Source organism: Rhodoferax sp. (genome assembly GCF_014859475.1).
In the GTDB taxonomy this organism is placed as follows: domain Bacteria; phylum Pseudomonadota; class Gammaproteobacteria; order Burkholderiales; family Burkholderiaceae_C; genus Rhodoferax.
In genome coordinates this window covers 1-13146 of sequence record NZ_JACUUE010000061.1, presented here as the reverse complement: position 1 = coordinate 13146, position 13146 = coordinate 1, and the positions used below count along the sequence as shown (strand labels likewise).

Sequence of the window (13146 nt, the reverse complement as noted above, 5' to 3'; positions counted from 1 at the left end):
CTGCGGGTGGTTTACCCGACACCGCTGCCCGGTGTTCGTGGCTGGTTCAAGCGTGGAGAATTTGTCGCGGTTCAGGGTGCCGATTTTGAAATTGAGCAGGGCCAAACCCTGGGCATCATGGGTGAGTCGGGTTCTGGCAAATCAACGCTGGCACTGGCCGCCCTGGGGCTGCTGCCGCTGCAGGGGGCGTTGCACATTGGTGGCCAGACCTGGGGTACCAACGCAGCGCACAACAAAGCACTGCGGCGGCAGGTGCAAGTGGTCTTTCAGGACCCGTTTTCATCTTTGTCGCCGCGCATGAGCGTGGAAGAAATCGTGGGCGAGGGCCTCGGCGTGCATGAACCCCAACTCACCCATCATGAGCGCCAGCAGCGTGTCATGGTCGCCTTGCGCGATGTCGGCCTGGCCAGCTCGGACGATGCCGCCATGCTGCAGACCCTGCGGCGCTACCCGCATGAATTTTCTGGTGGCCAGCGCCAGCGGCTGGCCATTGCCCGGGCCCTCATTATCAAGCCCAGCCTGCTGGTGCTCGACGAGCCCACCAGTGCGCTCGACGTGACGGTGCAAAAACAAGTGTTGCAGTTGCTACAAGGTTTGCAGCGCGAGCATGGTTTGAGCTATTTGCTGATCACCCACGACGTGGATGTGATCCGCGCCATGGCGCACGGCGTGCTGGTGATGAAAGACGGCGCCGTGGTTGAGTCCGGGCCAGTGGACCAAGTGCTGACACAACCGCAGCACGAGTACACCCGGATTCTGGTCAGCGCCGCTGGATAAAACCATGAAAATCAAGGGCTTTCCCCCATATTTTCGGATATAATCCCACCTTCACGACCAAACGGGCGAGTCACTTCCGCCCGTTTTTTTTGGTCGTTTGTTTTTGACAAAATTGGGCAAATTGGGGTTTCGGTGGCGCTAAAAGACATTGTTGAACAAATCGTGACGGGCTTGGGCTATGACCTGGTGGAGATTGAACGCTCCGCCGGTGGCCTGCTGCGCATCACGATTGATTTGCCTTGGTTGCCGCCCGCCGGTGACGTTGCGCAGGGTGCGCCAGACCAGCCGTTTGTGACTGTTGAAGATTGTGAAAAAGTCACCCGCCAGTTGCAGTATGCGCTGGAGGTGGATGAGGTGGACTACAAGCGCCTTGAAGTGTCGTCACCGGGCATTGACCGGCCGCTGCGGCACAACCAGGACCTGGCGCGTTTCGTCGGCCATGTGGTCGATGTCACGCTGAAGATGCCGCTGGGCAGCGCCGCGGCAGGGCAGGTGAGCCCGACCCGCAAGAAATTTCGGGGTGTGCTGGAACGGCTTGCGCCGGCGGCCGATGCGCCAACGCAAGCCGAGCCGGTCTGGCAGATTGTCTGGCGCGATGAGCCGGTCACCAAGCCGGGTCAAAAAGTCAGTAAAAAAAGGCCGCCTGCACCGACGCAGGCGCTTGGTTTTGTGCTCGGCGAGCTGAAAGAGGCGCGCCTGGCACCCATTGTGAATTTCAAGGGCAGGGCGCAAGCGCCTGACCTGGAACCGCAACCATCAGATTTGAATTGAAACAGGAGAGACATGGCATGAATCGCGAAATGTTAATGCTGGTTGACGCCATCTCACGCGAGAAAAACGTGGAGCTTGATGTCGTTTTTGGAGCCGTGGAAGCGGCTTTGGCGCAAGCCACCAAAAAACTTTACCCGGGTGAAGTGGATATCCGCGTCGCGCTGGATCGTGACAGTGGCAATTACGAAACCTTCCGTCGCTGGCATGTGGTGCCCGATGAAGCGGGGCTGCAGTTGCCGGATCAGGAAATCCTGTTGTTTGAAGCCAAAGAACAAATTTCCGACATCGAGGTCGATGAGTACATCGAGGAAACCATCGAGTCCGTGCCCATTGGCCGCATAGGCGCCATGGCGGCCAAGCAGGTCATTCTGCAAAAAATTCGCGATGCCGAGCGCGAAATGCTGCTCAACGACTTCATGTCGCGCGGCGACAAGATTTTCGTCGGCACCGTCAAGCGCCTGGACAAGGGCGACCTGATTGTCGAGTCTGGCCGCGTCGAAGGCCGCCTGCGCCGCAACGAAATGATTCCTAAGGAAAACTTCCGCACCGGTGACCGCGTGCGCGCCATGATCATGGAAGTGGACCTGACGCTGCGCGGTGCGCCCATTGTGCTGTCTCGCTCGGCGCCCGAGTTCATGAAGGAGCTGTTCCGCAATGAAGTGCCCGAGATCGAGCAGGGTCTGCTGGAGATCAAATCCTGCGCCCGCGACCCCGGTTCGCGCGCCAAGATCGCGGTGCTGTCGCACGACAAGCGCATCGACCCGATCGGCACCTGTGTCGGCGTGCGCGGCACACGTGTCAATGCGGTCACCACCGAACTGGCTGGCGAGCGTGTGGACATTGTGCTGTGGAGCGAAGACCCTGCGCAGTTCGTGATCGGCGCGCTGGCGCCCGCCAATGTGAGCAGCATCGTGGTGGACGAAGAGCGCCACGCCATGGATGTGGTGGTCGATGAGGAAAACCTGGCCATCGCCATTGGCCGCGGCGGCCAGAATGTGCGCCTGGCGGCAGAACTTACCGGCTGGAAGATCAACATCCTCGATGCGGCGGAATCCGCTGAAAAGCAGGCCAGCGAAGTCGATGAGAGCCGTCGCCTGTTCATGGAAAAGCTCGACGTGGACGAGGAAATTGCCGACCTGCTGATTGCCGAAGGCTTTACCAGCTTGGAGCAGGTGGCTTATGTGCCGCTGGAAGAAATGCTCGAGATCGAAAGCTTTGACGAGGACACCGTGAGCGAATTGCGCGCCCGTGCCAAAGACGCCCTGTTGACGATGGAAATCGCCATTGAGGAAAATGCGGGTGGTGTGGCTTTGGAACTGCGCGATCTGCAAGGTCTGAACACCGAGTTGATCGGCAAGCTGGCCGACAACGGCGTTCATGTGCTCGATGACTTGGCCGACCTGGCGGTGGATGAACTCACCGAGATCACCGGCCTGTCCGATGAAGAGGCCAAGAGCTTGATCATGAAGGCCCGCGAACATTGGTTCGCCGATGACGCATCCTCCAAAGAGTGAATGATCATGAATTTACAGTAAATATCAAGATGTCCGGGCCCAACGGCATCGACGTCTGAATCAAAGGTTAGCCAAAAAATGTCCAGTATGACCGTAGCCGAGTTTGCCAATGAACTCAAGAAATCACCCGACACGTTGCTTGAACAACTGAAGTCGGCAGGTGTTGCCAAAGCGGCTGCATCTGACAAGCTCACAGAATCTGATAAGCAGCGCCTGTTGAGTTTTTTGCAGCTCAGCCACGGCACCAGTACTGGCGAGCGCAAGAAGATCACGCTGGTCAAAAAATCGACCACTGAAATCAAGCAGGCCGATGCCTCCGGCAAAGCGCGCACCATTCAAGTTGAAGTGCGCAAGAAGCGCACCTTTGTGCGTCGTGATGAGGGCACTGAAACCAGCACGGTTGCTGTGCCGGAAGAAAGCGCTGAACAAGAGGCGCAGCACTCCGCTAAGCCGCAGATAGACCATGCCGAATTGGCACGCCGCGAAGAAGAAGTCCGTCGTCAGGCCGAATTGATCCGTCGCCAGGAGGAAGAACTGGCCGAGCGCCGCCGTCAACGTGAAGCTCAGGAAGTTGCCGCGCGCGAAGCTGCTGACCGTGCTTCTGCTGATGCTGCGGCAGCGCGCGCGTTGGCGCAACGGCAAACCGAGCAAGCGCCACCCCCCACAGCGACTGCCGAAGCTGCGGCCGATGGCAGCGCACAGAAAGCCGCCAAGGAGGCCGCTGCTGCCCAGGCTGAGGCCAATAAACAGGCGCAAGATGAATTGAAGACGCAAACCCGGGAAAAAGCCGCGCTTGACGCCAAAAACCTGCTGGCCGAAGAGCAGGCCCGCGCGGCCGATTTGAACGCGCGTCGTCAAAAAGCCGAGTCCGAGGCGGCAGCCATCCGTTTGATGATGTCGCAGCCTGGTAAAAAACTGCCGCCCAAGAAGGAAGAGCCCAAACCGACAGCGAAAAGCGCCGCTGCTGCCAAGGCCGGCCTCAAGGGCACGTTGCATAAGCCTGTCGGCAGCTCGACAACTCCTTCGACCGCCGCCGGTGCGGCTGCAGGTGCTGGCAAGGAAGTCAAGTCGGCCAAGCTGTCGAGCAGCTGGGCCGGTGATCCGGCCAAGAAAAAAGGCATTCCCACCCGTGGCGACACCGGTGCCGGTCGTGGTGGTAATTGGCGCGGCGGGCCGCGCGGGCGCCGTGGCAGCAACGACCGCGGTCACGACGATCACCACCAGGCAGCGCCGGTGGAAGTGCGTGTGCTCGAAGTGCACGTGCCGGAAACCATCACCGTGGCCGAGTTGGCCCACAAGATGGCGATCAAAGCCTCTGAAGTGATCAAACACCTGATGAAGCTTGGCCAGATGTGCACCATCAACCAGGCGCTGGACCAGGACACGGCCATGATATTGGTCGAGGAAATGGGTCACAAAGCCATTGTGGCGGCGCTTGATGACCCTGAAGCATTTACCGATGACGAGGTGTCGCAGCAGCAGGCTGAGTTCTTGCCGCGCGCCCCCGTGGTGACTGTGATGGGCCACGTTGACCATGGCAAAACCTCCCTGCTTGACTACATTCGCACCACCAAGGTGGCTTCTGGCGAAGCCGGTGGCATCACCCAACACATCGGCGCTTACCACGTGGAAACCTCGCGCGGCGTGGTGTCCTTCCTGGATACCCCGGGCCACGAAGCATTTACCGCCATGCGGGCTCGCGGTGCGCAAGCCACAGACATCGTGATTCTGGTGGTGGCGGCCGACGACGGTGTCATGCCGCAAACCAGGGAAGCCATCAAACACGCCAAGGCGGCCGGTGTGCCGATCGTGGTGGCTATCACCAAGGTGGACAAGCCCGATGCCAACCCCGAGCGCGTCAAGAACGAGCTGGTGGTCGAAGAAGTGATTCCCGAAGAATTTGGCGGCAGTTCGCCCTTTATTTCGGTGTCGGCCAAATCCGGCCAGGGCATTGACGAATTGCTCGAACAAGTGCTGTTGCAGGCAGAAGTGCTGGAGCTCAAGGCACCAGTGGATGCCATGGCCAAGGGCCTGGTCATCGAGGCCCGACTCGACAAGGGGCGTGGTCCGGTCGCCACCGTGCTGGTGCAGTCGGGTACCCTGAAAACGGGTGACGTGGTGCTGGCCGGCCAGACTTTCGGCCGGGTGCGCGCCATGCTCGATGAAAACGGCAAGCCGGTCAAAACAGCAGGTCCGTCGATCCCGGTTGAAATCCAGGGCCTCACCGAAGTGCCGCAGGCCGGTGATGAATTCATGGTGCTCGCCGACGAGCGTCGTGCCCGCGAAATTGCCACTTACCGGGCTGGCAAGTTCCGCCACACCAAGCTGGCCAAACAGCAGGCCGCCAAGCTCGAAAACATGTTCACCGACATGACTGCTGGCGAGGTCAAGATGGTGCCGATCATTGTCAAGGCCGACGTACAGGGCTCGCAAGAGGCCTTGGCGCAGTCACTGCTCAAACTCTCGACCGACGAGATCAAGGTGCAACTGGTGTATGCCGCAGTGGGTGGCATCAGCGAGTCCGATGTCAACCTGGCGATTGCCGCCAAAGCTGTCATCATCGGCTTCAACACCCGGGCTGACACTGGTGCGCGCAAGCTGGCCGAGAACAACGGCGTTGACATCCGCTACTACGACATCATTTACGATGCGGTCGATGAACTCAAGCTGGCCATGTCGGGCATGCTCACCCCCGACAAAAAGGAAGAAATCATTGGTACCGCCGAGATTCGCCAGATTTTCAAGGTGTCCAAGATCGGCTCCATTGCCGGTTGTATGGTCACCGCCGGTGTGGTGCGTCGCAGCGCGCGCTTGCGCTTGTTGCGCCAGAACATGGTGATCATGACGGGCGAACTCGAATCGCTCAAACGCTTCAAGGACGACGTGAAGGAAGTGCGCGAAGGCTTCGATTGCGGCTTGAACATCAAGAACTACAACGACATTCAAGAGGGTGACGTGCTGGAGTTCTTCGAGATCCGCGAAGTGGCGCGTACGCTGTGAAGCGTCGGGATTGACCTGTGCATAAAAAATCTGCCACGCCCAACCGCGCCTTCAAGGTGGCCGATCAGATCCAGCGTGATCTGACCGAGCTGATTGCGCGCGAGCTCAAAGACCCGCGCGTTGGCATGGTCACCATCCAGGGCGTCGAAGTGACGCCCGACTATGCCCATGCCAAGGTGTATTTCAGCCTGCTGGCGGGCGACGTGAAAGCCTGTACCGAAGGCCTGAACCAGGCCGCCGGCTTTTTGCGCGCCGGCCTGTTCAAGCGCCTGCACATCCACACCGTGCCCACGCTGCATTTCATTTTTGACCAGACACCTGAGCGCGCCGCCGACATGAACGCGCTGATTGCGCGCGCGGTGGCCTCGCGGGCCAAGGAAGACTGACAAGATGAATGGGCCACGTGTACGGGTCACGAGGCGCCCCGTGCACGGGGTGCTGTTGCTGGACAAGCCCTTGGGTTGGTCGAGCAATGACGCGCTGCAAAAAGTCAAATGGCTGTTGCGTGCCGAAAAAGCGGGCCACACCGGCACGCTTGACCCGTTGGCCACAGGCGTGTTGCCGCTGTGTTTTGGGGCGGCCACCAAGTTCAGCCAGTTGCAGCTCGATGCTGACAAAACCTATCAGGCGGTGCTGTGCTTGGGTGTCAAGACCAGCACGGCTGATGCCGAAGGCGATGTGATCGAAACGCGACCGGTGGCGGTGAGCGCTGCCGATGTGGCGCGGGTGCAGGAACAGTTCACCGGATTGATCAGCCAGGTGCCGCCGATGCACAGCGCCTTGAAGAAAGACGGCAAGGCGCTTTACGCGTATGCGCGCGCCGGGATAGAAGTGGAACGGGCCTCACGGGCGGTCAGGATTCATGCGTTGCAGCTGACGCTGGAGTCAGCGCAAACAGCGCAGCCAGTCATAAAGCTTGTGGCGAAGTGCAGCAAGGGCACCTACATCCGCACGCTGGGCGAGGACATCGGCGAGGCCCTGGGTTGCGGTGCGCACCTGAGTGCGTTGCGCCGCACCGGCACCGGCGGCTACACGGTGGCGCAATGCGTCTCGCTGGAGGCGCTGCAAGGCATGAGTGAAGAACAGCGCCTGGCCTGTCTTTGGCCCGTTGATTCCTTGCTGGGTGATCACACTGTGGTCACGCTGGACGCGGAAAATGCAGGGCGTTTTCTTTCTGGATTGCGTCGGCGTGGCGATTGGCCTGATGCCGGCCAAGTGGCGGTGTATGCCGGTGTCGATGGCGGTTTGCTGGGCTCGGCGCACGTCAAGGCCGGTGAATTGATTCCTGGCCGGCTTTTGAGTCCGCCAGAAATTGAACAGATGAAGAGTTTTAAAACGAGTGTGAAAGATGCCGGGACAAAAGCGAGCGCAGGGTGCGCTGTCCTGAACTAATTTAAGAGAAAGTGAACCATGATCAATAAACAAATTCGCAACATTGCCATCATCGCCCACGTTGACCACGGTAAAACCACCATGGTGGACCAGTTGCTGCGCCAGTCAGGCACCTTTGCCCAACACGAAAAAGTGGTTGATACCGTGATGGACAACGATGCCATTGAAAAAGAGCGTGGCATCACGATTCTGGCCAAAAACTGCGCCGTGACCTGGAAAGGCACGCACATCAACATCGTCGATACCCCCGGCCACGCCGACTTCGGCGGTGAGGTGGAACGCGCCCTGAGCATGGTCGATGGTGTGGTGTTGCTGATCGACGCGCAGGAAGGCCCCATGCCGCAGACCCGTTTTGTGACCAAGAAGGCGCTGGCGCTGGGCCTCAAGCCTATTTTGGTGGTGAACAAGGTGGACAAGCCCGGTGCCCGGCCGCAATTTGTGGTGGACGCCGCCTTCGATTTGTTCGACAAACTCGGCGCGACCGACGAGCAGCTGGATTTTCCGGTGGTCTATGCTTCGGGTATCAACGGCTGGTCGTCGCTCGAAGAGGGTGGGCAGGGCGAGCAATGGGGGCCCGACATGTCGGCCCTGTTCGACACCATTCTCGACCACGTGCCGCACCAGCAGGGCGACCCCGCTGCACCGCTGCAATTGCAGATTTCGGCGCTCGACTTCTCCACCTTTGTCGGTCGTATTGGCGTGGGCCGCATCAGCCAGGGCACCATCAAGCCGATGATGGACGTGGTTGTGATGGAAGGCCCGGACGGCAAGGCGGTCAAGGGCCGCATCAACCAGGTGCTGACCTTTGAGGGTCTGGAGCGCGTGCAAGCCACCGAAGCCGGTCCTGGTGAAATCGTGTTGATCAACGGCCTGGCCGACATCGGCATTGGCGTCACCATCACCGACCCGCTCACCCCGATGCCGCTGCCCATGCTCAAGGTCGATGAGCCGACCCTGACCATGAACTTTTGCGTCAACACCAGCCCGCTGGCCGGTCGCGAAGGCAAGTACGTCACCAGCCGTCAGATCTGGGACCGCCTGCAAAAAGAGCTGCAGCACAACGTGGCGCTGCGCATCAAGGAAACCGACGAAGAAGGCATTTTTGAAGTCATGGGCCGCGGCGAGTTGCACCTGACCATTCTGCTGGAAAACATGCGCCGCGAAGGCTATGAGCTGGCGGTTTCCAAGCCACGCGTGGTGTTCAAGGATGTCGATGGCGTGCGTTACGAGCCGATCGAGCTGGTCACGGCCGACATCGAAGAGCAGCACCAGGGCGGCGTGATGCAGGCACTGGGCGAACGCCGTGGTGACCTTGTCAATATGGAACCCGATGGCCGTGGCCGCGTGCGCCTGGAATACCGCATTCCGGCGCGTGGCCTGATCGGCTTCACCAATGAATTTTTGAACCTGACGCGTGGCTCGGGCCTGATTTCCAACATCTTTGACAGCTACGAGCCGTATAAGGGCGAGATCGGCGGGCGCAAGAACGGCGTGCTGATCTCGATGGATGCGGGCGAAATCTTCAACTACGCGCTGGGTAAGCTTGATGACCGCGGCCGCATGTTCGTCACGGCCAACGACCCGGTCTATGAAGGCATGATCGTGGGCATCCATAACCGTGACAACGACCTGGTGGTCAACGCCACGCGTACCAAGCAGCTCACCAACTTCCGCGTCAGCGGCAAGGAAGACGCGATCAAGATCACGCCGCCGATCCAGTTGACGCTGGAATACGGTGTCGAATTCATCGAGGACGACGAGCTGGTCGAAATCACGCCCAAGTCAATCCGCCTGCGCAAGCGCCACCTGTCCGAGCACGAGCGCAAGAAGGCCGGCCGCAACAGCTAAGCGGCTAAGCAGTTGATGTGAAACTCTCGCACAACCAGGCGGTGTGGCTGATGGTGGCAGTGACTCTGCTGTGGTCCACCGCCGGCGTGGTCACGCGCCATCTGGCGTATGCGCAAAAGTTCGAGGTGACCTTCTGGCGCAGTTTCGTCACCATGCTCTGCCTGCTGGTGTTGTTGCCTGCATTCAAGGGGCGTGGTGTGTTTGGCCGGATGCGCCGGGAGGGTGCCGTGCTCTGGTTTTCCGGCCTGTGCTGGTGCGGCATGATGACCTTTTTCATGGTCGCCATCATGCTCACCACGGTGGCCAATGTGCTGGTAACCATGGCGTTGATCCCCTTGCTCACGGCCTTGGCATCAAGCGTGTTGCTTGGCCACCGCATTGCGTTACGCACCTGGTTGGCAATTGTGGCGGCGGGCGGCGGCATTGCTTATATGTATGCCAGTCAATTGAACCAGGGCATCAGCCTGGCCGGTACGCTGGTGGCACTTTGCCTGACGGTTGCTGGTGCGGCCAACTGGACCATCAACCAATATGCGCAGGCGCATGGCAGGAATGTCGATTTGATTCCTGCCGTGCTGATTGGCGCGGCGCTGTCGGCCCTGCTCATGCTACCGCTGGCGTGGCCGTTTCAAGCTTCGGCGCATGACATGGTGCTGCTGATTGGCCTGGGTGTGGGGCAGTTGGCGATTCCCTGCGTTCTGGTGGTGGTCTGTGCGCGCGTGCTCAATGCGACCGAAGTGGCGCTGCTGGGCCTGCTTGAGGTCATTTTCGGCATTCTACTGGTCTGGTTTGGGGCGGGTGAGGTGCCAACGCACGATGTGCTGCTTGGCGGCTCGCTGGTGATCGGCGCCCTGGTGGTCAATGAACTGCTGGGCTGGCGCAGCAGGGCGGTGTTGCTGTCATGACCGAGGTGCTGTGCGAGATTCGCGGGGCGGTGGGCTTCTTGACCCTGAACCGGCCACAAGCGCTCAACGCGCTGACCCTGGCCATGATCCGGGACTTGACCGCCTGCCTGCTGGCCTGGCGTGAGGATGACCGTATTGCCGCAGTCGCGATACGTGGCAGCAACAAGGCAGGGCCGTTTGGCGCCTTTTGTGCCGGTGGCGACATTCGCTTTTTTCACCAGGCGCTGCTCTCGGGCGACCCGTCACCCGAAGACTTTTTTACCGAGGAATACAGCCTCAACCACCTGATTCACAGCTACCCCAAACCCTTCATCGCCTTCATGGACGGCGTGGTCATGGGCGGTGGTATGGGGCTGAGCCAGGGGGCATCGCTGCGCCTGGTGACAGCGCGTAGCAAACTGGCCATGCCCGAGACCGCCATCGGGCTTTTTCCGGATGTCGGTGGTGGTTATTTTTTAAGCCGCTGCCCCGGTTTTTCCGGCGAGTGGCTGGCCCTGACCGGCACCAGTTTGGCTGCAGCCGAAGCCATTAGCCTCAGGTTGGCGGACCATTGTCTGGATGCCGATCGCCTGCCGCAAGCCTGGGACGCGCTGGCCGGTATCGATCCGCTGGATGCGACGCAGTTGCCGGCGTGGCTGACTGCGTTTTCAGCCGCTGAGGCGGCGCACCCGCCTTTGGATCTAGACAAAATAAACGCCTTTTTCTCGCTCGACTCGGTGAGCGCCATCGTGCACGCCCTTGAAGCCGATGCCTCCGATTGGGCGCAGCGCACGGCCGCCCAGTTACGCCAGCGCTCACCGCTGATGCTGCACGTGGCGCTGGAACAAATCCGCCGTGCACGCCAGCTCACGGTCGCGCAGGACTTGCGCATGGAGCGCGACCTGATGCGCCATTGCTTTTTTCCGCGCCACCTCGGGCGCAGCGGGCAACAGACCGAGGCCGCAGAAGGCATTCGCGCGCTGGTCATCGACAAGGACAACGCCCCGAATTGGCAACCCGCGCGCATTGAAGATGTCACGCCTGCGCTGGTGCAACTATTTTTTACCAGTCCGTGGCCAGCCCACAGCCATCCGTTACGGGCGCTGCCATGAGCCTGTTCAAGTCGGCCTCGGTGGTCTCGGGCCTGACGCTGCTGTCGCGCGTCACCGGGCTGGTGCGCGAGCTGCTGATTGCCGCCACCTTTGGTGCCTCCAGCATGACTGATGCCTTCAACGTGGCGTTTCGTATTCCCAACCTGTTTCGTCGCTTCTTCGGCGAAGGGGCGTTCAGCCAGGCCTTTGTGCCAGTGCTGGCCGCCACCAAAGAGCAGCGCGGCGACACCGCCACCCGGCTGCTGATCGACCGGGTGGCCACGGTGCTGGCCTGGGCCTTGCTGGCCTTGAGCGTGCTGGGCGTGCTGGGTGCGGCGGGCTTGGTTTGGGCCATGGCCAGCGGCATGCAACAGGACCCGCGCGGCTATGACGTTGCGGTGCTGTTGACGCGCTGGATGTTTCCTTACATCGCCTTCATGTCGCTGGTGGCGCTGGGTGCCGGGGTGCTCAACACCTACAAGCGTTTTGCGGTGCCCGCTGCCACCCCGGTGCTGCTCAATATCTGCATGATATTTGCCGCCTGGCTGGGCGCGCCCTGGTTCAAAACACTCGGGCTGGAACCCATTTACGCGCTGGCGGGTGGTGTGCTTGCGGGCGGCGTGCTGCAGTTGGCGGTGCAATGGCTGGCCTTGAAGCGTATGGGGCTCAACCCCCGCCTGAGCTGGCGCTGGTCGGCCATCAGGCAGGCCTGGTCTGATGGCGGCACGCAAAATATTCTGCGCTTGATGGGCCCGGCCCTGCTGGGCGTCAGCGTGGCGCACTTGTCGATGCTGATCAACACGCAGATTGCCTCGCATCTGGCACCGGGCAGCGTCAGCTGGATCACCTATGCCGACCGGCTCATGGAATTCCCCACCGCCATGCTGGGCGTGGCCATGGGCGTGGTGCTGATGCCGCAGCTGGCCAGCGCTCGCGCCGGCGGTGACACGGCCCGCTATTCGGCCATGCTCGATTGGGGCTTGCGGCTGGTGGTGCTGCTGGCTGTACCTTGCGCGTTGGCATTGCTGGTGTTTCCGCTGCCGTTGGTGTCGGTGCTTTACCACTACGGCGCCATGACCGACTTTGACGTACAGCAGGTCACCCACGCGCTGATGGGTTGGGGCGTGGGGCTGGTTGGCATTGTCGCCATCAAGGTGCTGGCCCCCGGCTACTACGCCAGCCAGGACACCAAAACACCGGTCAAGGTGGCGGTGGTGGTGCTGGTGCTGACCCAGTTGCTCAATGTGGTGCTGGTGCCTGTTTTTGCCCATGCCGCGCTGACGCTGTCGATCGGTATTGGCGCCATGGTTAACGCGCTGTGGCTGCTGCTGGGCTTGATGAAGCGCGGCAGCTACAAGCCCGAGCCGGGTTGGGGCCTGTTTGTGCTGCAGGTGCTGGCCGCTTGCGTGTTGCTGGGCCTGTTTCTGGTCTGGGCCAACAGCCACTTTGCCTGGACCGCGCTGCGCGTCGAGAGCTTCAAGCGCATCGGGCTGCTGGCTGTGATTTTGCTAGCGTCGGGCGTCATTTACTTTGTCGCCTTGTGGGCAGCCGGCATGAAGCTGCGCCAGCTGGTGAGACGATAGACAATAGCCCCCATGAATCTGTCCTTGAACGTTCCTACCCCGCTGGAGTATTTTGCCTCTCTGGTGCGCAGCGATGCCGAGTTTCCGCTGCTGGAGGCCGCCATCAGCCTGGCGCAAGATGAATATCCCGATCTCAGTGTGCAGCAAGTGTTGGGTGATGTGGACCAGCTGCTGGCGCGCCTGAAGCGGCGCATTCCGGCCGATGCGGGGTCATTGCAAAGCTTGCGCGTGCTGAACCAGTTTGTCTATCGTGACCTGAACTTTGCCGGCAATTTCAACAACTTCA

11 protein-coding genes are annotated in these 13146 nt (G+C 60.7%); all 11 read left to right on the top strand.

The annotated features are described in order from the left end of the window. The coding region (locus tag IBX54_RS07560; RefSeq protein WP_296542058.1) for an ATP-binding cassette domain-containing protein at nucleotides 1-777 on the top strand (777 nt) is incomplete at its 5' end. Between the two features lie 132 nt (nucleotides 778-909). Then, complete coding sequence (rimP, locus tag IBX54_RS07555) at nucleotides 910-1548, top strand: ribosome maturation factor RimP (RefSeq protein ID WP_296542057.1); 639 nt, start codon at nucleotides 910-912, stop codon at nucleotides 1546-1548. 17 nt (nucleotides 1549-1565) lie between these two features. After that, nucleotides 1566-3062 carry a transcription termination factor NusA gene (gene nusA, locus IBX54_RS07550; protein ID WP_296542056.1) on the top strand — a complete coding sequence of 499 codons (1497 nt, stop codon included), beginning with the start codon at nucleotides 1566-1568 and terminating at the stop codon, nucleotides 3060-3062. A gap of 78 nt (nucleotides 3063-3140) precedes the next feature. Continuing rightward, entirely contained in the window at nucleotides 3141-6062 is a 2922-nt protein-coding gene (gene infB / locus IBX54_RS07545; protein WP_296542055.1) for a translation initiation factor IF-2, read from the top strand. Between the two features lie 17 nt (nucleotides 6063-6079). Further along, nucleotides 6080-6448, top strand: a complete 369-nt coding sequence (rbfA, locus tag IBX54_RS07540; protein WP_296542054.1) for a 30S ribosome-binding factor RbfA — start codon at nucleotides 6080-6082, stop codon at nucleotides 6446-6448. Between the two features lie 4 nt (nucleotides 6449-6452). Beyond that, on the top strand, nucleotides 6453-7454 hold the full coding sequence (truB, locus tag IBX54_RS07535) for a tRNA pseudouridine(55) synthase TruB (RefSeq protein ID WP_296542053.1): 1002 nt from the start codon (nucleotides 6453-6455) through the stop codon (nucleotides 7452-7454). Between the two features lie 18 nt (nucleotides 7455-7472). Beyond that, entirely contained in the window at nucleotides 7473-9302 is a 1830-nt protein-coding gene (gene typA, locus IBX54_RS07530) for a translational GTPase TypA (RefSeq protein ID WP_296542052.1), read from the top strand. A gap of 17 nt (nucleotides 9303-9319) precedes the next feature. Next, the gene (locus IBX54_RS07525) at nucleotides 9320-10207 is read left to right on the top strand and encodes a DMT family transporter (protein WP_296542051.1); all 888 of its coding nucleotides are present in this window, start codon (nucleotides 9320-9322) and stop codon (nucleotides 10205-10207) included. After that, a complete protein-coding gene (locus IBX54_RS07520) occupies nucleotides 10204-11298 on the top strand; it encodes an enoyl-CoA hydratase/isomerase family protein (protein ID WP_296542050.1) in 1095 nt (364 codons plus the stop codon). Before IBX54_RS07525 ends, IBX54_RS07520 begins: the two co-directional genes overlap by 4 nt. Continuing rightward, nucleotides 11295-12860, top strand: a complete 1566-nt coding sequence (murJ, locus tag IBX54_RS07515; protein ID WP_296542049.1) for a murein biosynthesis integral membrane protein MurJ — start codon at nucleotides 11295-11297, stop codon at nucleotides 12858-12860. The genes IBX54_RS07520 and murJ overlap by 4 nt, the downstream gene beginning before the upstream one ends. 12 nt (nucleotides 12861-12872) lie before the next feature. Then, nucleotides 12873-13146, top strand: a 274-nt coding sequence (locus IBX54_RS07510; RefSeq protein WP_296542048.1) for a transglutaminase family protein, incomplete at its 3' end; no start/stop codon positions are given.